Origin of the sequence: Streptomyces sp. GQFP (genome assembly GCF_021545335.1) — a bacterium.
GTDB lineage: Bacteria > Actinomycetota > Actinomycetes > Streptomycetales > Streptomycetaceae > Streptomyces.
The window spans coordinates 4,356,071-4,374,414 of record NZ_CP089312.1 but is presented as its reverse complement, the minus strand read 5'-3'; the positions used below and the strand labels follow the sequence as shown (position 1 = coordinate 4,374,414).

Below are 18,344 nucleotides of genomic sequence, written 5' to 3'. Positions count from 1 at the left end.
GGAAACGGGCCGCCGACCGCTTCGACCATCCGATCGTGAGAAGGCCAAGGACGCTAAGGACGTTGATGAGCGAAACCGGAACGATCCTCCACGAACCGGCCCGGTCCCACCCGCGCATCGGCGCCGCGGCACCGGGCGCGCGCCGCCTCGCCGCGGCGGTGGCCGCGCCCGTCCCCGAGACCGGCGACCCCGTCGTGGTCGAGATCGGCCCCGGAGCGGGAGCGACCACCGCCGTCGTCCAGGAGCTGCTCGGCGGTCGCGGGCGGCACCTGGTGGTGACGGCCGACCCGCGGCTCGCGGGCCGGCTGCGGGGTCGCTTCCCCTCCGTGGACGTGGCCACGGAGGACATGGGCCTGCCCACGGCACTGCCCGCGCTCCTCGCCGAGCGCGGGCTCGGCGGGGCGGATGTGGTGATCAGCGGCCGGCCGTGGGCGGTGTTCCGGCGTGCGTCCCAGCACGAGACCCTCCACGCGGTGCGCCAGGTCCTCGCCCCCGAGGGCGTGTTCATCGCCTTCGGCCATGTGCACTCGATGCGGCTCGCCCCGGCGCTGCGGCTGCGCCGCATGCTCGGGGCGGGCTTCGAGGAGGTGGTGGCGGGGCGCACCGTGTGGGGCACCCTGCCGCCCGCGTTCGTCTACCACTGCAGGCGCCCGCGCACCCTCGTACCGCTGCCGCCGGCCGGGCCCGCCCCGGTCCCGTACGACCGGAGCGGGTACGGGGTGGCCCGCCTGGGCCAACTGCTCGCACACGGGTTTGACGGGCGGGCGCAGGCGCCGGTCTGCCGGGGTGTCTCGCGCAGGGGCACCCGGTACTGAGCCGGACGCGCGCACGGGCCGGCCGCCGCACCCCGGAAGGTACGGCGGCCGGCCCACACGTACGGTCAGCCGGCGGACGGTTCCGCCATCGCCACCGCGATCCTGCGGGGGCCGGTGAACGGCTCCCGGGCGTGTGCCGCCAGCATGTTGTCGACGACCAGGATGTCGTGCCGCTCCCAGTCGAAGCGCGTGGACGCTTCCCGGTAGCACTGGCGCAGATGTGCCACCACGTCGTCGGGGATCGGGGCGCCGTCGCCGTAGTACGAGTTGGTCGGCAGGTCCTCGTCGGCGAAGATCTCCTGCAGCCCTTCCCGGACGTCCGGGCCGAGGGTGCTGACGTGGAAGAACGTGATGTGGTTGAACCACACCGTCGCACCCGTCACGGGATGGGTGTGCACGGCGTCGCGGACCGCGGTGGTGCGCAGCCCGCCCGCGGTCCACTCCACGCCGAGACCCTTGTCCCCGCAGTACGCGGTGACCGCGGCCCGGTCGTCGGTGTTGAACGCCTGCTGCCAGGGGACCCCGAAGTCCTGGTGGAAGTTGCGCACCACCCGCCAGCGGCGCCGGGTGAACTCCTCGCGCACGTCCGGGTCGATGGCCCGGTACACCTTCCGGATGTCGGCCAGCGGGGTCGCCCCCTGGGTGATGGCCGGTTCGATGCAGTAGAAGTACAGGGCCTGCGGCCAGACGGCCTGGTAGGAGTTCTCGTTGTGCAGGAAGATCTCCTCGTCCGCCGGATAGTCGGTCGACGTGTACACCTGCCCCTTGATCGTGGAGCGCGGCGAGGAGCGTTCGGCGTACGTCAGCGGGGGCGTCCCGGACAGGGCGTGCACCGAGCCGTTGAAACCGTCCACGCCGTCGACCTGGAAGCCGCGGAGCAGTACGGCCCCGCGGTCCAGGAGCGCGGCGCGGATCTCCGGGCGGTGGCGTGCGATGAACCCGCCGACCTCGACGCCCGGCTCGGGCGCTTCGTAGACCCGCGGCAGGTAGCCGCTCGGGTCGGTTCCGACGGGCGAATGCGTGACGGTGATCGGTGAAGTGGTCATGGATGTCGGCTCCTTCAGGAGCGGAAGGGAACGAGTAGGGACGTGGAGAGGTGGCCGGCCCCGTGTTCCGGGGCCGGGCCGCGTAGCACCACGGGGCCGGTGCTGTCCGCAGGGCTGGCGAGTGCCACGAACAGATCGCCGCCGCCGGGCACGTCCCGCACCACCCAGTCGCCGCCGGCCTCTTCCGTGCCGGGGACGATCAGGGGACCGTCCAGTTCGGGGTGGACGTCGAGGGCCTTGAGGTCCGCCGTGATGCCGGTGCCGATCGCTTTCACCATCGCCTCCTTGCGGGTCCAGCATCTGAGGAACGCGGCGTGCCGGGCGCCGTCGTCCGACAGGCTGTTCAGATAGGTCGTTTCGGACTCGGACAGCACCAGGGAGGCGGCGTCCGCCGGGCTCCCGGAGCGTCCGTCCTCGACGTCGACGCCGACCTGCCCGGCGCTGGTGACCGCCAGAGCCCAGTGCGGCCCCGAGTGCGAGAGGTTGAAGTCGAGCGCGCCGGGCGGCCCGACCACGACCGGGCGGCCGTGGTCGGTGCCGGCGCACGAGGGGCAGGGACTGGTGCCGAAGCGGATCCCGGCGGGCGGGACCCCCAGATAGCGGGCCAGCACCCGTCGTACGGCGATGTGCGCCGCCGCGTACCGGGCACCCTCGGCGCGCGGTCTGCGGAGCATCACCCCGCGCTCGGCCGGGGAGAGCAGCCGCAGTTCGGCGGGGCCCGGCGGGGCGACGGTCACGCCCTGCCAGAGGTCCACGCCGCCGCTGTCGCACAGCGTGCGGTACTCGCGTTCGCTGTCGCTCATCGCGTCTCAGTCGGACATCGCCACGAGGACACGGCGCGAGCCCGTGAAGGGGCGCCGGCCGTGTGAGACGAGCATGTTGTCGATGAGCATCAGGTCACCGGTGTTCCAGTCGCAGTTCACGGCCGCCTCCAGACCGCGGTCCCGGACCTGGATGACGTAGCTGTCGGGTATCGGCGAGCCGTCGGCGAAGGTCACCGACTGGGGCAGCTCGTCGGCCGGCATGATCTGGGCGAGAGCGGCAGCGGTGTCGTCGCCGAGGCCGGCCGGGTGCCACTGGTCGGACTGGTTGAACCACACCTCCGCGCCGGTCACCGGGTGGACGGCGGTGGCGGGGCGGACCTGGCGCACCCGCAGCGAGCCGTCCGGCTTCCACTCGTAGTGGGCGCCGGTCCTGTCAAGGAACTCCTCCACCTCGGCGCGGTCCGTCGTCTCGAAGGTGTCCTGCCAGCTCTTGCCGAGGCCGTACCCGTCGTGCAGGTTCTGCTGGTAGCAGACGCCGTCCCTGAAGGCCTCGCGGACCTCCGGGTCGAGCAGTTCGAGCCAGAGCGCGGAGTCGGTGACCGGGGTCGCGCCACCCGTCTCGGCGGCCTTCTGGCAGAAGAACAGCAGGCGGGCCGGCCAGGCGGCGGCGTAGGACATCTCGTTGTGCATCGAGATGGTGAACTCCTGCGGGTACTCCGTGGAGGTGTACACGTTCTTGCCGACCTTGGTGCGAGGCGAGTTGCCGTGCACATAGGCGAGCCGGTTGGGCAGCAGTTCGTCCATCACCGGGTCCAGCTCCGCCTCGGTGACGCCGAAGCCCCGGAAGATCAGCGCCTTCTCCTTGACGAGCTGGTCGTTGACGGCCGCGGTGTCCCCCACGACCCTGAGCAGGCCCGCCGCCGATGCCTCGACGCCCGCGCTCTGCGGGGTGATGACCAGGGGGGACCAGCCGTTGGACGCGTTCATTCCTTGTCTCCTTCGGGTGCTGTGGTGGTTGTCGGGCGGGTGACCGGCCCGGATCTCATGGCTCTGTCGTTCGTACGGCCCTCGGCGGCCTCGTCCGGCGGATGGGCGAGCCGGTACTGCCGGGGAAGGTTCGAGGCCAGCGCGGTCAGCGCGAGGACGCCCATCGCGGCCCCGAGCAGGCCCGCCGAACCCGACGCTCCCAGCGCGTCGAGCAGCAGTCCGCCGGCCAGGGCGCCCACCGCGTTGGCGCCCGATCCCGCCAGCTGGAGGACGCTGTTGACCCGGCCCTGCAGGGCGTCCGGGGTGATCCGCACCTGGTAGACGCCGCCCGCGACGTTGAGGGCGCCGCCGACCAGGCTCATCGCGGCGGACAGCGCGCCCAGCGCCCACGGGGAGCGGGTCAGGGCGAGCGTGGGGACCATCACGGCCCACGCGACGAGGGCCGCGCAGACCAGGACCGGCAGCCCGAACCTGCGTGTGCTCCAGCCCCCGGCGAGCGCGCCGCATGCTCCGCCGGCTCCGCCGATCGCGGCGATCACCCCTACGGCCGCGGGCGAGAACCCGTCCTCGTACAGGACGAAGGCCGGCAGCAGCGCCAGTGCCTGGAAGATCACGTTGCTGCCCGAGACGAGCAGCGTGATCCGCCGCAGGAACCTGCGCCGCCAGAGCCAGCGCAGCCCTTCGGCTATCTCCGGGCCGATCCGGCGCCGTTCGGCCGGCCGGGCCTGTTCGTCCTGGAACGGTTTCCTGATGAGCAGCACGGCCGCCAGCGACAGCAGGTGCGCGGCGGTCGCCACCAGGAACGGTGACCAGCGGGCCAGCAGGAACGCGCCGCTGCCCACCGGCTTCCCGAGCAGTCCGGCGGCCTGCCCGCGCGCCTCGTTGCCCGAGAGCGCCGTGGTCAGCTGCTCGCACTGTCGTTCATGGGCCGACTGCTGTCCGGCAATGCTCCGCTGCGTGGTCGAGTCGGCCTCGAACTCGTGGTCTCGACCCTGGACTTCCGGCTCGCGGCCGAGTTCTGGCAGATCGACGACCTGCGCACCGCGCTGCTGACCAATGCCATCGTCGGCGGCACGCCCGCCTACCGCCGTGAGTTCACCCAGGGGGACACCCCTGCCGGGCCGGACGACTTCGACGACTGGGTCAGCCGCGCCGTGCTCAACCCCGCGCGACCGCTCTTCCGGGAGGCCCGCTACCTTCTCGCCGAAGAGCCCGAACTGCACGACACCGCGCTGTACCACTCGGTACTGGCGGCCATCGCCGCCGGCAACGCCGCTCGTGGTGGCATCGCCGACTACCTGGGCCGTAAGTCCACCGACCTCGCCCACCCGCTGAGTGTTCTCCAGGACGTCGGCATGATCACCCACGAAGCGGATGCCTTTCGCCGCAACCGCTCCGCCTACCGCATCGCCGAGCCGCTCGTCACCTTCTACCATGCGGTCATGCGCCCGGCCTGGGGCGACCTGGAACGCCCCGGGCGATCGCCCGACGTATGGCGCCGCGCGCAGTCCACCTTCCGCAGCAAAGTCGTCGACCCGCACTTCGAGCAGGTCTGCCGGGAATGGGCCCGCCGGCACGCCGCGCCCGACACTCATGGCGGACACGTCACGCGGGTCGCCGGCGGAACCATCAACGACCCCGCTGCCAGGACCAGCCATGAGGTCGACGTCGCCGTTCACGGCGAGAGCCATGAGGGTCGCCAGGTGCTGCTCGCCATCGGCGAAGCGAAATGGAGTGACGTGATGGGAGCCGGACACTTGGAACGCCTCCGGCACATCCGTTCGCTCCTGACCAGGAGCGGCACGGCTACCGAGGCAACGAGGCTGTACTGCTTCAGCGGCACCGGCTTCACCGATGAACTGCATCAGCTTGCGAAGGACGACCCCACGATTCAACTGATCGACCTGCCCCGCCTCTACCACGGAGAGTGACTCGTGGAGGACCGGTTTGCCGCACCGGCTGACGGACCCGCATGAGGAGTTCGCCGAGGCTGCCGCACAGGGGGAGCACGCAGGACCGGCGCCGATCCAACCAGGCCGGGACGGCCTGCCGTTCTCACGCGGTCCTGTGTCGCGGGCCCGTACGACGATGAGCGATCCGTCGCCGGGCGGTCAGGGTGAGCGCGGGCAGCCACCGGGACCTGCCGGCGGCATGCGGCATGCGGCATGCGGCATGCCGCTGAGCCTCGGCCGAGAGCGGTGCCCTGCGGTTCGGCGGTAGCGTGGCGAGGCGAGCAAAGCTGCGGACAGGCGGGGCGGATTTCATGCGGATGCGGTACGAAGCCGGGGCCGAGGAGGAGTTCGAGGCGGCATGCGGGCTGTTGATCGACCGGTTGGTCCGGTGGGCCGGGGAGCAGGGTCTGCCGGTGGACGGGTTCCTGGTGGAGGCGGCGTTGGACTACCGGCACCGGGCGACCGTCGACGGTCGGCTCGGGTTGTGGGAGCCACGGCATGTGGAGGAGCTGCTGCTGTCCTGGCTGCCTCAGCAGGTCACCGAGCTTCCCGGAGAGGAACGCGGCGACGGTCCGGGTACGTTGCGCGTTCTCCTGCGTTTTCTGCACGCCGTGCGGTTGGCGGACCCACGCGGCCCCGCGCTCGATGACTCCCTCGGCGCGGTGGACGCCGCCGCGGAGCGGTATCCGGCGGCGATGGCGGACCGTACCCGCTGGGGCTTGGCGAAGTTCTGGGCGGTGACCGCTGCCGAGCAGGGCGTGGACGTCATGGACGGGGCGGCGCTTCAGCGGTTCGCGGAGCGTGCTCAGCGCGGGGACGTCGCCTACGACCAGCGGGCCCTTGACGCGATCATGGACCGACGGCTGAACGGCGGGGGGTTGGCCGACGGGGCCCGGGCCGAGCCGCAGCTGCCTGTGGTACTGCCTTCGGACGGTGAACTGCGACGACGGGCCGAGGCGTCGACGATTGTGGCGCAGTTGCGGGGGCTTGCGGAGTGGGTGGGGCGCGAGGGGCGGGTGGTGACGGCCGCGGGGCGGCTGCGGATGGCCGACGCCCGCGAGCTGGTGGACGTGCTGGACACCGGCGACAGGACCGAGGGGGTGCGCTCTTCGAACGACCTGCCGCGGCTGGGACTGCTGGTCGAGTGGGCGAAGAAGGCGCGGCTGGTCCGGGTGGCCAAGGGCCGGTTGTACGCGGTGGCCAAGGCCCGGCCGGTGCTGGCCGACCCGCTCCAGCTCTGGTCGCGCGCCTTCGACGCTCTCTTCGAACTGCGGCAGGCCCTGATCGGGGCGCGCAGCGGCTGGCATGTCGAGTCGATGCTCTTCGACATCTACGACGAGATGTTGGAGGACGTACTGAACACGCTCTACAGCCTGCCGTACCCGATGCCCTGGCCGCGGCTGCGTGACTCCGTGCACCTGGGCTACCGGGCCCGCTTCCAACTGGACGCCGGCCCGGACCTCCAGCACCGGATGTGGTTCGAGCACGCCGACCGGGACCTGCGCTCGGTACTGGACGTGCTGGTGGACCTGGGCGCGGTCGAGCGTGAGCAGGGGATGGCCGATCCGGTGTTCCTGGAGGCCGATCTCTCCGATCTCGAGGATTCCGGACCTGAACTGCCCGCGGGCATGCCGCAGGAACTCGCGGAGTTGCTGGGCGTCATGGGGACGGCAGCGGATCCGGCGGCGGCGCGGGAGCGCGACCGCCGCCTGCGTGAGGAACTGACCGCCGGGCCCGTCGAACTCATCCGTGTCACCGAGCTGGGCACCCGGGCCGTACGGCAGCGGTTGCTGGCGGCCGGCCGGGACGCACCGCTGGTCGGCGAGCTGGTCCAGGCGTCGGCGGCCGGCCTGCTGGGGGTACTGGCCGAGGACTACGACCCGGACACCGCCCGCGCGGAGCTGGCCGGTTGGATTTCGGCCCGTGGGGAGCGGGATGCCGCACTACGGCAACTGACCGACGCCGTACGGACCATGGCGGGTGCGGCTTTCCGTACGCGTGCGCAGGCGATGCTCGACGCGACGGCGGCGGCGTTGCCCGACGGTGAGGGCGAGCGGCTGCTGCGTGTGCTGCGCGGCGACGCCGTACTGGCACCGCTCGCGCTGAGCGCGCTGGCGCACCGTGAACTGTTGTCCCCCGAGGACATGACCGACGCCGAGCATCTGCTGGTGCTGGCCGAGAGCCTGCTGCAGCTCGTGGAGCTGGCCGGCGGCCCAGGCGGCGCCGAGGAGGCGCTGCGTGCCCAGGGGTCCGAGGTCAGGGACGCGGTCGCCGCCGCGTTGGACTCCGCGCACCCGGACCGGGCCGGGCTTGAGGAACTCCGGAACCTTGCGGCGCGGGTCTGGCGTATGTCCGCCGTTCGCCGCGGTGGTGTCCGCGGGCGCGGGCGTGCCACGGGCCGGGGCGGGCGCAAGCGGCGTCGGTGACCAGGCGGCACCGACTGGTTCCGCGGGCGCGGGAACGAGAACCGGCGGGGGTACGGAGTGGGAACCTGGCGGTGCTCGGCGCTGGACGACTCAGCGACGCGCGTTAACGTCGAGGTCATGGCCGAGGGATGGGACGAGGACGGGCTGCGGGCCGTGCGCGGCGCGTTGCACGGGCCGGACGGGACGGCGCTGCTTGCCGCACTGCGCCGCGGACCTGTGAGCGAGGTGCTGCAGCTGGCCGGTGACGGTGTGGCCGGTGCCGCTGCTCTGGGTCTGCCGGGGGCCGCGCAGATGGCTGCCACGTTCCTCGGAGCACTGCGGGAGCGCGGTTTCCGGGGCGATGAGGAACTGGCGGACGTGTTGCGGGTGTCCGTAGGGCACGCGGTGAACGCCGTCCTTCGTCCTATCGCAGTCGATCTGGAGATGCTCGCCATGCTGCTGGAGGGCACCCCGGCCGAGTCCGGTGGTCGGCTCGATCTGTCCACCGGGGAATGCCGGCCGACCTTCACCGATGAGCTGGAAACCGGGTTCGAGACGTTCGAGAAGGCGGACGATCCCGAGCGATGGCTGTCCGTGCCGGCTCTGGGTTCCCGGGATGGCTACCAGGACATGGAGCTGTTCATCGAAGGGCTCGATGACGCCGCCCTCGCCGATCGGCTGCGGACCGCCATCCGTGGCCGAGGCGCCTTCCGGCGCTTCAAGGATGTCCTCGCCCGTGACGAGCGCGCCTGGCGCCTGTTTCACCGGCTCAGCGATGAGCGACAGCTCGGCCGGGCCCGCGCCTGGCTGGCCGAAGAGGGCTGTCGTCCAAGGCTCCCGTTCCGCGGCGGCGGATAGGGCGGTTCCGACCGCGCCGCGAGGACGGGAGGAACTGCCCGCGCCGCGAGGACGGGAGGCACTGTCCGCGCCGCGAGGACGGGAGGCACTGTCCGCGCCGCGAGCCGCTGGTCCGCATGGCCCGTGCGGGCCTCTGAGCGCCCGGTTGAAGACGCGCCGTCCATGCCGCCGAGGGGTCGAGCGAGCGGCAGAACATGACGGCCGCTGCTCCGCCGACAGTCGGCGAAGCAGCGGCCACGGGAGCCCGGGTCAGCGTCGGAAGCCCCGCTTGGGGTCCCGGGCGGGTGGGTATCCGAACGGCTCGAACCACGCTGCCGCGCGCAGGTCTCCCATGCCCAGCCGCTGATTCACGTCGCCGTCCGGGTCCTCGATGCCGTCGAGGCGTGCGTCGAAGAGCATGAGAACGTCACCGTCCTGGAAGAACAGGTCGGAGCAGGCGTCCCAGTCGTAGTCGTCGCGGTGTTCGGGCAATGTGCCGTGCGCGGTGTCGCGCATGTCGATGTCGTCCAGGTAGCTCGGCGCGTCCTCGATCGCCAGATGCAACGCCATCTCCTCTGCCGTGCATGACGGTTGGGGCCACCGCCCGTGCTCCAGGTCGTCGGTCAGGTCGTCGAAGGCTCGTGCCATGCGTCGGCGCCAGTTCCGGTCGGCGGACCAGGTGAGGGAGGGCAGGCGGGTGAACAGCTCCCAGTCGCCGGGTCGTTGCTTGGTCACGGGCTGATCGCGCAGGTCGTCGGCGGCGTCGTAGGCCTGGTCGGCCAGCACGCTCAACGCGGTCAGGAGCAGGTCGGCGGTGCGTGGGGTGAGCTGCCAGCCGCAGTCCTCGCAGTCCTCGTCTTCGCAGGAACACTCCTTGACCGGGAACAACGCGACCAGGTCGGGCGGCTCTTCCTCGGTTGGCGTGTTGGAGGCCGGCCGGCGCAGCAGCCACCCGTGGTGGAAGTGGGTTGTTACCGGGACCGGGCTCCAGTCGGTGAGTTCATCGCCGTCTTCGGCGCGTAGCAGTCCAGCCTCGCTCTGGTCTTCCAGGGTGTCCGCGCCAGTGATCCAACCACCGCTCTCGGTCAGGGTCATCACGGCGCCGATCAGATCGCGCGGGTCGTCCTCGGCCAACTCGGACGCGGGCAACGGATCCCAATCCGCATCCATCGCCGCGCGTATGAGTGCGTCCTCGTCGGTGATGTGGAACTCGCGCAGGTGGGTGATGCGTACGACCTTGCCTGGCAGATCCTTCAGACGAGCTCCATGGGGCGTTCCTGACTCTGACGCGGCGGAGGCCTCGTCGTCTTGCGTCTCCTCGTCCTCCTCAGGGTTTTCGCCGGGCGGGCAGAACGTCGTGCCTACGGGGGCGGGCCATGCTCCTGACGCTGCGTGGGCCGTAGCCGTGCGCAGCGAGCCGGCGGGGGCATCGGGTAGCGCCGAGGCAAGAGCACGCAGGTCTTCCGCTACGACGGCGGCGTCGCGGGCGGCCAGCGCTCGGCGCAGTAGCTGGACCGCTTGGTACGCGTGGTGCTTGTCCTTACAGGTCAACACTCCAGTGAGAGATCGAGAGCCGTGGTACGGACCGATCAAGGCCATGACGCGGCTCTTGCTGGGGCTGTGCTCGCACAGGAAGTCGACTACGGGCGTGAGTTCGGGCTCAGTGGCCATGCGAGAGGCTCCGGGGACGCGTTGGGTGCGCAACCTTGCGGGGCGCATGCGAAGGAGGAGATTCCGCTGGTGAGCGCGGTGCTGCCGCGCTCCCGGACGGGGAAGTGTGTGTGAGCTGCGGCTGGTGCCCCCGGTACTACCGGCGGTCCGGACCGTGCGAAAGACAGCGTACTTCAGCGCACTGACAGTGGGTGCCCCATTGGGTTGGACATAGTTGCGCTGAGCGGTAGCGAGTCGGAGGTTGCGGCTGCCCTGGCCTCGTACTGTGTCAGATCTTGCTTGGCGGCGACGATGGCGTCGAGGGTGTATTTGTGGCCGTGCAGGCCGTGCAGGCCGTGCAGGCCGGCTGCGGCGAGGAGTTTGCTCGCGTGGCGGGCGATGGCTTCGGCGGGCGGGACGATGTTGACGCGGGAGACGGCGTGGTCGAAGCGGGCCTGGTTGGTCTTGGGGTCGCGGGCTTCTACGAGGGTGACGGAGCTGGTACGGAGCTGGTGACGACGCGGATGTCCTCGGCCTCGGCGGCGGCGAGCCACTCGGTGAGTTCGGGTGCGCGGCGTACGAGCTTGGACAGACCTTCGTAGTCCAGGACAAGGGTGCCGCTCACGCGGCGTCCGCCGAGCCTGCCGTGTCGCCGCGCAGGAGCGCTCGCTTGGCATCGACCGCAGCCTGGTCGACCGGGCCGTGCTCGGCTTCGGCGTCCTCGATGAGTTCGCGGCGCAGCCGGTCGCGTTCCAGTTGGCGCTGGATGAGGGCTTCGACGTAGGCGGACATGCCTCGTTTGCCGGTGCGTGCCTTGAGGGCGGCGATGGTGCCTTCGCCGGGGGCGGGAGTGGGGGCGGGGTGGTTGCGATGGAGGCTCTATTAACAAAACTCTTGTTATCGGATGGGGTGATTCTGCGGCGTCGCCGCCCGTCAGGGGCAGGCGGTGGATCGCCTTGCTGGGTGCAGATCCTCTGTGATCACCAAGCGGGGTATGACCTTGCCAAGCGCGGCCGGTGTCCGTGCACGGTCCTGCCGGTCGGCGTCGGTCACGATGCGGTGGCGGTGTTCCTCGTCGTGGCCGCCCGGGGGTGGGAACGCCCCCGGGCGGCTGCCGGGTTGCTCAGTGCGGTAGCGCGACGTCGAGGGAGTACAGGCGGGTGATCTGGGTGTCGCGCTCGTTGTCGTCGCTGACGAGCAGGATTTTCAGGCGACCGGCGGCCGTGTGGCCGGTCACGGTGAGTCCTTCGATGTTGTCCAGCAGGGGGTTGGGCTGGGGCTGTTCGGCTGTGGCGCCCAGGGTCGGGCAGTCGGCGAGGTCGGCCAGCAGGGTCTTGGGGGCCAGGCGGGCCGGGCCGTCGGAGGTCAGGGTCGCGGTTCCGCTCACGTTGTCGGCCCGGCGTGGGTCGGCCAGGTAGAGGCGGACGGTGTTGCCGACACCGGCGGTGAAGCCGCGTTCGAGGACGAGCAGTCGGCCGTCTCCGGCCGGGGCGAGCTCGACGACTCCCAGGCCCTGGTCGGCCTGGTAGCCGTACTGGGCACCGGTCTTGAAAGGCTTGCCGACGCCGGCGCGCTGCCAGGTCTGCAGCCGCACCACGCCGGTCTCGTCGCCGGAGAGCGCGCCCTCCATGGAAGCGACGAGCGTGCGTCCGCCGGGCTGGAGCGTCAGTCCCTCGAAGGTCTGGTTGCTCACGGCCCGTCCCGCCGGGGTGACGGCGAGGGCGGCCGGTACCGGCAGCGCCTCGACCGCCGTGCCGTCGCGGTCGTAGCGGGTGACGGAGGGCTCGGTCTCGGAGCTGATCAGCCGGGTGCCGTCCAGGTCGACGGCCAGTCCCTCGGAGTCCGGTGCCGCGCCGTTCAGGTCGGTCAAAGGGGCCACCGACATCGCCTCGGCGCTCAACGTGCCGGCCTTTTCCCGTACGTCGAGCGAGTAGAGGTACGACTCGTCGGACACGGCGCTGATATGGCCGGCGCGGTCGACGGCGAGGGCGGACAGGTTGCCCACGTAGACGCCGTCCAGCGTCTTCTTGTCGAGGTCGTCGGAGAAGGCCCGTATGCGCACGAGGTCGGAGCAGTCGTGCGGCAGGGCGGATGAGACCGGTGAGGACAGGGCAGGGGAGTCGGCGTGAGCGGCACCTTGGGCCAGTGCGATACCCATGACCATGCTCATGGCGGTTACGGCAGTGATCGACGTACTCAAGCGCATGCGAACTCCTTGAGCGCCAGAACGAAGGGGGAAGGCTGTCCCGGCGCGGGTCTGCGCATGTTGGGCGTCCTCGGCCAACATGCGGGTGGCACACACGCCTTGGGCATCACGGCATGGCCGCACTGAGGTGTGCGCGACTACGAAGGAAAGGGCGTACGGCCGAGCACCGCGCGGGCTCAACAAAATGTCAATCTACAGTGCGGGAGTGCGAGTTGTCTCTACACGCGTAGCAATTGCACGTTGGGCGACTTGGGCCCCGGGAGCTCCGGAACACCCCGGGCCGTGACCGCCCATGACCGGCCCATGCTCGCCCCCGTCGACGTCGGACAGGCGCTTCTTCGCTCGCGTACGGTTTTCGGCCCGGGCTCGGCCCGCCAGTCTGTCCGACACGGTCCGGCAGGTCGGCCACACGGCGAACGTGATCGAGGTCCACCCGGCTGTCGCCCGGTGGAGCAAAGGGTTCTGACGTATCGGCCACCCGTGACTCATCAACCTCTTCGGGTGCCAACTCTCCTGACCCTGACGGCACTTGCAGGCAGCCTCCGGCATGGCTACAGCCTCATGCGTCGACGGCACCGAGGCGGGTGCCGCCAGGGCTCGTCGCCTGGGTCGCCGACGGCTCCCTGGGCGACGTCGCCGTCCCACTCGCCCCCCAAGATCACGTTCTACGGCTGGAGCAGGCCGTGTCGGGCTGTGGAGCGACCCACACGCTGTCTGCTTGTCCCGAAGAGGGATCAGGGGGGGGGAGGGATCAGGGGGAGGGGTCAGGAGATGGACCAGCGCTGTGCGGAGGTCGCTGTGTCGCCGCAGGTCGTCACCGAGATCGAGGCGTTCTTTCCGCCGGACGAGCCGCCTCTCACGCTCAGGCACAGGTTGCTGACGAGGTTGCGGATCCAGTAGGTGCTGTTCGGCCGGGGATCCAGATACCAGAGCTGGTTGTCCGCGGTCGTGGTGTTGCAGAGGCCCTCGCGGACCAACGTCCCGGACTTGACGGTGCCGTTGTAGGGCAGGTTCACGCACAGCCCGTCCGTGCTGCTCCTGACGACGAACAGGCTCGCTCCCCCCGGCCCGCCGTCCGAGTCGGCCACCGCAAGGTCCCAGAGCATGTTGTCGGTGCGGGAGCAGGCGGGGTGCTGGTTCACCGCGCCGTCGACCTTGCCCTGTCCGCCGCCGGGGATGTCGATGCACTGGCCGGTCGCGGCGTTCTTCAGCAGAACACTCGACCGGTTCGAGGCGGCGTTGGCCAGTTGCCGGGGGCTGGGCGTGAACTTCACCCCCTCCTGCACGACCGACGTTGCAGCCGGGGCAACCGTCTTCTTGGTGACGGGCGGGGGCGTCGCCTTCGCCGTGGTGGGCGCAGCGGACTTGGCGGCGGGCGCGGACGCGGACGCGCTCGGCGATGTGGATGCCGACGCCGATGCCGATGCCGAGGGCGTCGGGGACTCGGCCGTGTAGTCGGCGCGCAGGTCGTTGTCGGACATGCCGGGGTCGAGCGTCGTACCGCCGATGGGTGCCGTGCTGACCGTGCGGTCCTCGTCGTCGCCGGTCAGGGCGAGGACCAGGAACGGTACGGCGATCAGCAACGCCCCCGCGATGCCGGCCGCGGCCAGCATGGGGCCGCGCGGCCGTCCCGGCGGCGCGGCGTCGGGACCGGCTTCGTCCGCACCGTTCGCGCCGTCGCCGTTCCCGGCGAGGAGTGTGCCGACGCCTGCCTCGCGTTCCGGCTCGGCGGATGCCGACTCCGGCCGCTGTCGCGTCTGTTGCTCCTCCTGCTGCCGCTCGGCGGATGCCGGCTCCTGCCCCTCCGCGGCGGCGGACCGGGCACGCCACCCCCGGAGCCGCCCGGGGGCCGGCACGGGGGACGACGGTATCGGCACCGGGGCGGTGGAGTCGGGGGTGCGCGGGCCGAGGCCGGCGCCTGGGTCTTCGCCCGGCGCGGGCACGGCCACCGCACGGCGGACGGCGACGGACGACGGCGTCCCGTGGGCCGGGGGTTCGTGCTGAGGTGGCATGAACACTGCTCCTTGTCGAGGTGGGGGTGGTTCCGCTGGGGGGTGGGGGTGGGGGTGGGGGGTGGTGCGGTGTCAGTGTTCGCCGACGGGTCCGGCGCAGCGGTCCGGCCAGTCGCCCGTGCCGGGCGACATACGGTTTGTCAGGGCATGGTCCAACCGCGCGAGCGCGGTCTCGTCCGCGCCCTCCAGGACGTCGGAAGCCGCGTGCGACTCGGGCAGTTGGCGCAGCAGAACCAGGGGGGCCGCGCCGTCGGTACGCACGCCGAGGACCCTGAAGGTGGTGCCCGGGGGGAACACGACCTCGTCGCCGCTGTCCAGCAGTTGCCGTACGCGGCGGCCGGTGATCGACCAGATCGCGAAGCCCGCGCCCGCGATCCGGGTCTTGTCGGCCGGGTTGAGCGGCAGCCCGCTCAACGGCGCCGGATCCCGCAGCACCGCCCCGGGCCGCAGCTCGCCGTGCCCGTCCGCGCCGCCCCGGCCGCGCAGGACCACTCCGCGATACGACGGCAGCCGCCCGAGCCCGGAGGCCAGGCAACCGGCGTACGGCACGAGGTGCTTCGCGCCGGCCCGCAGCGAACTCGTCAACTCCTCGTGGTTCAGCGGAGCTTCGCCGCCCCGGAGGTACATCCGCAGCGCGATCAGGTCGATCCGGGCCGCCTCCTGTTCCTCGCCCCGCAGTGCGGGCATTCCCGCCAGCACCCGGTTCACCGCCGCGCTGTGCCGCTCCCACAACGGCTCCGCGAGCGTCCGGAAGGAGTCCCGCTCCGAGGCCGTACTGCGGTGCCGAGGCGACACCGGTACGACGGGCAGCGGCCGACCGCCGCCGGACCCGCCCGGCACCTTTGCCGGGGGCCGGGCCGCGGGGGCGGGGGCGGGGGAGTGGACGGAGACGGGATCGGGGGCGGGGTCGGGGGAGTGGTCGGGGACGACAGGACCGTCGTCCCGCTTCCGCGGGGTCTCCTCGCCCACCGGGGACGACGGCCGCGGCGCCGCGCCCCCGGAGGTCGGCACCGGGCGGGCAGGTGTGACGGGGACAGGAACGGCGGGAGCGACAGGGGCAGCAGACACGCCGGTGGCGACCGGCTCGGGACGGGGCGCCTCCGGCGCGGAGACCGGACCGGATGCCGCCTCGCGGACCGGACCGGCGGTCGGCTCGGGGACCGGCGCGGATGTCGGCTCGGGACGGGATGCCTGCGGCGCGGATGTCGGCGCGGACGCCGACTCGGAAACCGTGAGCCCGGATGCCGTCGCCTCAGCAGCCGCCACCGGGGAGACCGGCTCGGCGGTCGCCTTGGGGACCGGCCCGGATGTCGGCTCGGGACGGGATGCCTGCGGCGCGGATGTCGGCGCGGACGCCGACTCGGAAACCGTGAGCCCGGATGCCGTCGCCTCAGCAGCCGCCACCGGGGAGACCGGCTCGGCGGTCGCCTTGGGGACCTGCCCGGATGTCGGCTCGGGACGGGACGCCTGCGGCGCGGACGCTGGCCCGGACGTCGGCCCGGACGTCGGCCCGGACGCTGGCCCGGAAACCGCGAGCCCGGATGCCGTCGCCTCAGCAGCCGCCACCGGGGAGACCGGCTCGGCGGTCGCCTTGGGGACCTGCCCGGATGTCGGCTCGGGACGGGACGCCTGCGGCGCGGACGTCGGCCCGGAAACCATGAGCCCGGATGCTGCCGCCACCGGGGAGACCGGTCCGGCGGTCGACCCGGAGACCGGCTCGGGACGGGACGCCTCCGGCGCGGAGACTGGCTCGGAGACCAGACCGGTGGTGGGCTCGGCGGGCGGCTCGCCAGGTGACAACGTTGGCCTCGACGGTCCCGGTCCTCCGGCCGGGTCGCGCCCGGACACAGTGGCCGGGCGCCCCGGGGCCGCCGGGGCGGGCTCGGCCGCGCCGCCTGCCGTGACCGGTGCCCGGCGTGGCAGCGACGGGTCGGGGCGAGCGGCCGGAGGCGCGGTAGCGGTCCCCGGCGGCAGTACGGAGACGGCTGCCGCGGTGTCTCCGGCGGTGCTGCTCATCGCCATCGGGTGCGGGAGGGCCACAGTGGCCGGGCCGCCCACGGCACCGCCCGCCCGTACCGCCGTCGCGCCCCGGGGCAGCGCACGCGGAGTCCGTGCGGGCGGCGCGAAGCGGATGACACGGAGGGCGTGTTCGGCCGCGAGGGCGCGCAGGGCACGGCCGCCGTCGGGCGGGGTGGCGTGCACGTGGAGAGTGGTGCGGGCGCGCAGGTCGGGGGCGAGGCGGTCGAGGAGGCGGGAAAGGACGGGCCAGAGGGAGGCGTCGAGGCGGTCGCCGGTGCGGCCGACCTCGACGACGGGGCCCTCGATACTCACGGGGCTCAGGCTCCTCGGCAGCGGAGTGCCGTCACGGGGGCCCACCCACAGCCCGGCCCTGGTGACGGTGGCCTGCCACTCGTCGGAGAGGCGGAGCACGCCGTCGTCCGCACCGCCGGGGTCCGGCACCGGCGAGGACCAGCGCAGCAGCCGGGGAGCGGGGGCGGGAACGGGAGCGGAGGAGCCGTCCGGCCCGGAAACCGGCCCCGGGGTTCCGGCCGCATCCGGCTCGGGCAGCCTCGGGGGCAGGCACATCACGGCGTCCACGAAGGGCAGCCAGCGCGGATCGCCGTCCGGGCCGGCCAGCACGGACCGTACCCCGTACGTGCCCAGGGGGCTGTCGGCGGCGAACAGCGGGAGCCCGGTGGTGACTTCGACCTCGGCGTTCAGCAGACCGGCCACCGACTGGCCCAGCGGCAGCAGGTCCCGCCGCCCGCCGGGGGCGAGCCGGACGCCGGGGCGGACGGCGGCCGGCAGCGCGCCGAGGAGTTCGGCGACGTCGGCCGCGACGACGTCCTCGCCCCACGGCACGCCGACGACCACGGCGGGACGCCTTGGGTCGACCGGTATGGCGTGGAACAGGTCGCCGGGCCGGGGCGCGGACGCCTCGGCCGGGCGGATCAGGAGGCCCGCGGGGATCTGGTCCACCACGCAGCCGTCCGCCGTACGGACCGGCACCCGGCGTACCGCGGCCTGCCAGTCGGGGGCGGGGGCTCGCGGCCCGAGCACCTCGGGCTCCTGCCCCGGGGCGAACCGCCACCAGCCGCCGTCCCCGGGCGGCACGAACACCGAGCCGCCCGGCACCACGAGCACCGGCCCGTCGGGGGCCTCGACCGTCAGGTTCCATGACTCGGCGATCCGGCGGGCCAGGGCGGGCCGGTCCGGGCGGTCGTGTCCGGCGCCGGGTATCACCAGCCGTACCGACCGGGTGCCGGTGTCCCGCAGGGAGTCGAGCGACTCGCTCAGCCGGGGCCAGAGCGCCGCGGCCGCGTCGCCCTCGGCGACGGCGACGATGGTGACGGTGCCGCCTTCCTCGGCCCGCAGCACGCGGGCGAGGTCGGCGATGTCGGCCGGGTGCAGGGTGTCGTCCGTGGGCGTGCGGAGCAGGAGCAGTCCGTCGTGGTCCTCGACCAGTACCCGGGCTGTGCCCTGTTCCTCTCTTTCGGTGCGCGACGACGCGGCGACGGCACGGCGTCGGGCCGGACGGCCGTTCCAGCGGCTCATCCGGTCTCCGCCCGTGGCGTACTCACTTCACGCACCCCTACGCCCTCTCCTGACACACATTGCACACATGACACTCGTTGCTCAACTAACTTTGGACTACTGCTGGTTGCTTTCG

13 protein-coding genes and 1 pseudogene are annotated in these 18,344 nt (G+C 72.3%); 4 read left to right on the top strand and 10 right to left on the bottom strand.

Features of this window, described 5'->3' with window-relative positions; translation table 11 throughout:
- Positions 1-65 precede the first annotated feature (65 nt).
- Complete coding sequence (locus LUX31_RS19345) at positions 66-815, top strand: class I SAM-dependent methyltransferase (protein WP_235476034.1); 750 nt, start codon at positions 66-68, stop codon at positions 813-815.
- A gap of 65 nt (positions 816-880) precedes the next feature.
- Here LUX31_RS19345 and LUX31_RS19340 read toward each other — a convergent pair whose 3' ends face one another.
- From LUX31_RS19340 to LUX31_RS19325, 4 genes are read right to left on the bottom strand one after another with little or no spacing between them, the layout of a single operon-like run.
- Positions 881-1,861 carry a TauD/TfdA family dioxygenase gene (locus LUX31_RS19340; RefSeq protein WP_235476033.1) on the bottom strand — a complete coding sequence of 327 codons (981 nt, stop codon included), beginning with the start codon at positions 1,859-1,861 and terminating at the stop codon, positions 881-883.
- A 14-nt stretch (positions 1,862-1,875) separates the two neighbouring features.
- Positions 1,876-2,664 (bottom strand): 4'-phosphopantetheinyl transferase family protein, encoded by a 789-nt coding sequence (locus LUX31_RS19335; RefSeq protein ID WP_235476032.1) that lies wholly within the window; start codon positions 2,662-2,664, stop codon positions 1,876-1,878.
- A gap of 6 nt (positions 2,665-2,670) precedes the next feature.
- Positions 2,671-3,612, bottom strand: a complete 942-nt coding sequence (locus tag LUX31_RS19330) for a TauD/TfdA family dioxygenase (protein WP_235476031.1) — start codon at positions 3,610-3,612, stop codon at positions 2,671-2,673.
- Positions 3,609-4,469 (bottom strand): MFS transporter, encoded by an 861-nt coding sequence (locus LUX31_RS19325; protein ID WP_235479980.1) that lies wholly within the window; start codon positions 4,467-4,469, stop codon positions 3,609-3,611. The genes LUX31_RS19330 and LUX31_RS19325 overlap by 4 nt, the downstream gene beginning before the upstream one ends.
- Before the next feature lie 66 nt (positions 4,470-4,535).
- Here LUX31_RS19325 and LUX31_RS19320 point away from each other — a divergent pair, with 66 nt between their 5' ends.
- From LUX31_RS19320 to LUX31_RS19310, 3 genes are all read left to right on the top strand, one after another.
- A complete protein-coding gene (locus tag LUX31_RS19320; RefSeq protein ID WP_328285742.1) occupies positions 4,536-5,543 on the top strand; it encodes an AAA family ATPase in 1,008 nt (335 codons plus the stop codon).
- A gap of 338 nt (positions 5,544-5,881) precedes the next feature.
- Positions 5,882-7,990, top strand: a complete 2,109-nt coding sequence (locus LUX31_RS19315; RefSeq protein ID WP_235476030.1) for a hypothetical protein — start codon at positions 5,882-5,884, stop codon at positions 7,988-7,990.
- A 117-nt stretch (positions 7,991-8,107) separates the two neighbouring features.
- Entirely contained in the window at positions 8,108-8,827 is a 720-nt protein-coding gene (locus tag LUX31_RS19310) for a UPF0158 family protein (protein ID WP_235476029.1), read from the top strand.
- Positions 8,828-9,076: 249 nt separating this feature from the next.
- Here LUX31_RS19310 and LUX31_RS19305 read toward each other — a convergent pair whose 3' ends face one another.
- From LUX31_RS19305 to LUX31_RS19280, 6 genes and pseudogenes are all read right to left on the bottom strand, one after another.
- Positions 9,077-10,357 carry a hypothetical protein gene (locus LUX31_RS19305; protein ID WP_235476028.1) on the bottom strand — a complete coding sequence of 427 codons (1,281 nt, stop codon included), beginning with the start codon at positions 10,355-10,357 and terminating at the stop codon, positions 9,077-9,079.
- A 293-nt stretch (positions 10,358-10,650) separates the two neighbouring features.
- Positions 10,651-11,081 (bottom strand): annotated as a pseudogene (locus tag LUX31_RS19300) (DNA-binding protein).
- Complete coding sequence (locus LUX31_RS19295) at positions 11,078-11,248, bottom strand: hypothetical protein (RefSeq protein WP_235476027.1); 171 nt, start codon at positions 11,246-11,248, stop codon at positions 11,078-11,080. Before LUX31_RS19295 ends, LUX31_RS19300 begins: the two are co-directional and overlap by 4 nt.
- A gap of 331 nt (positions 11,249-11,579) precedes the next feature.
- Positions 11,580-12,662, bottom strand: a complete 1,083-nt coding sequence (locus LUX31_RS19290) for an esterase-like activity of phytase family protein (RefSeq protein ID WP_235476026.1) — start codon at positions 12,660-12,662, stop codon at positions 11,580-11,582.
- A 764-nt stretch (positions 12,663-13,426) separates the two neighbouring features.
- Complete coding sequence (locus LUX31_RS19285) at positions 13,427-14,674, bottom strand: RICIN domain-containing protein (protein WP_235476025.1); 1,248 nt, start codon at positions 14,672-14,674, stop codon at positions 13,427-13,429.
- Positions 14,675-14,746: 72 nt separating this feature from the next.
- Complete coding sequence (locus LUX31_RS19280) at positions 14,747-18,229, bottom strand: hypothetical protein (protein WP_235476024.1); 3,483 nt, start codon at positions 18,227-18,229, stop codon at positions 14,747-14,749.
- Positions 18,230-18,344 lie beyond the last annotated feature (115 nt).

Excerpts from the sequence above, each read along its gene's own strand:
- LUX31_RS19310 (WP_235476029.1), top strand. The coding sequence starts at position 8,108 with ATGGCCGAGGGATGGGACGAGGACGGGCTGCGGGCCGTGCGCGGCGCG.
- LUX31_RS19345 (WP_235476034.1), top strand. The coding sequence starts at position 66 with ATGAGCGAAACCGGAACGATCCTCCACGAACCGGCCCGGTCCCACCCG.
- LUX31_RS19330 (WP_235476031.1), bottom strand. The coding sequence starts at position 3,612 with ATGAACGCGTCCAACGGCTGGTCCCCCCTGGTCATCACCCCGCAGAGC.
- LUX31_RS19335 (WP_235476032.1), bottom strand. The coding sequence starts at position 2,664 with ATGAGCGACAGCGAACGCGAGTACCGCACGCTGTGCGACAGCGGCGGC.
- LUX31_RS19290 (WP_235476026.1), bottom strand. The coding sequence starts at position 12,662 with ATGCGCTTGAGTACGTCGATCACTGCCGTAACCGCCATGAGCATGGTC.
- LUX31_RS19320 (WP_328285742.1), top strand. The coding sequence starts at position 4,536 with ATGGGCCGACTGCTGTCCGGCAATGCTCCGCTGCGTGGTCGAGTCGGC.
- LUX31_RS19285 (WP_235476025.1), bottom strand. The coding sequence starts at position 14,674 with ATGCCACCTCAGCACGAACCCCCGGCCCACGGGACGCCGTCGTCCGTC.
- LUX31_RS19340 (WP_235476033.1), bottom strand. The coding sequence starts at position 1,861 with ATGACCACTTCACCGATCACCGTCACGCATTCGCCCGTCGGAACCGAC.
- LUX31_RS19315 (WP_235476030.1), top strand. The coding sequence starts at position 5,882 with ATGCGGTACGAAGCCGGGGCCGAGGAGGAGTTCGAGGCGGCATGCGGG.
- LUX31_RS19280 (WP_235476024.1), bottom strand. The coding sequence starts at position 18,229 with ATGAGCCGCTGGAACGGCCGTCCGGCCCGACGCCGTGCCGTCGCCGCG.
- LUX31_RS19295 (WP_235476027.1), bottom strand. The coding sequence starts at position 11,248 with ATGTCCGCCTACGTCGAAGCCCTCATCCAGCGCCAACTGGAACGCGAC.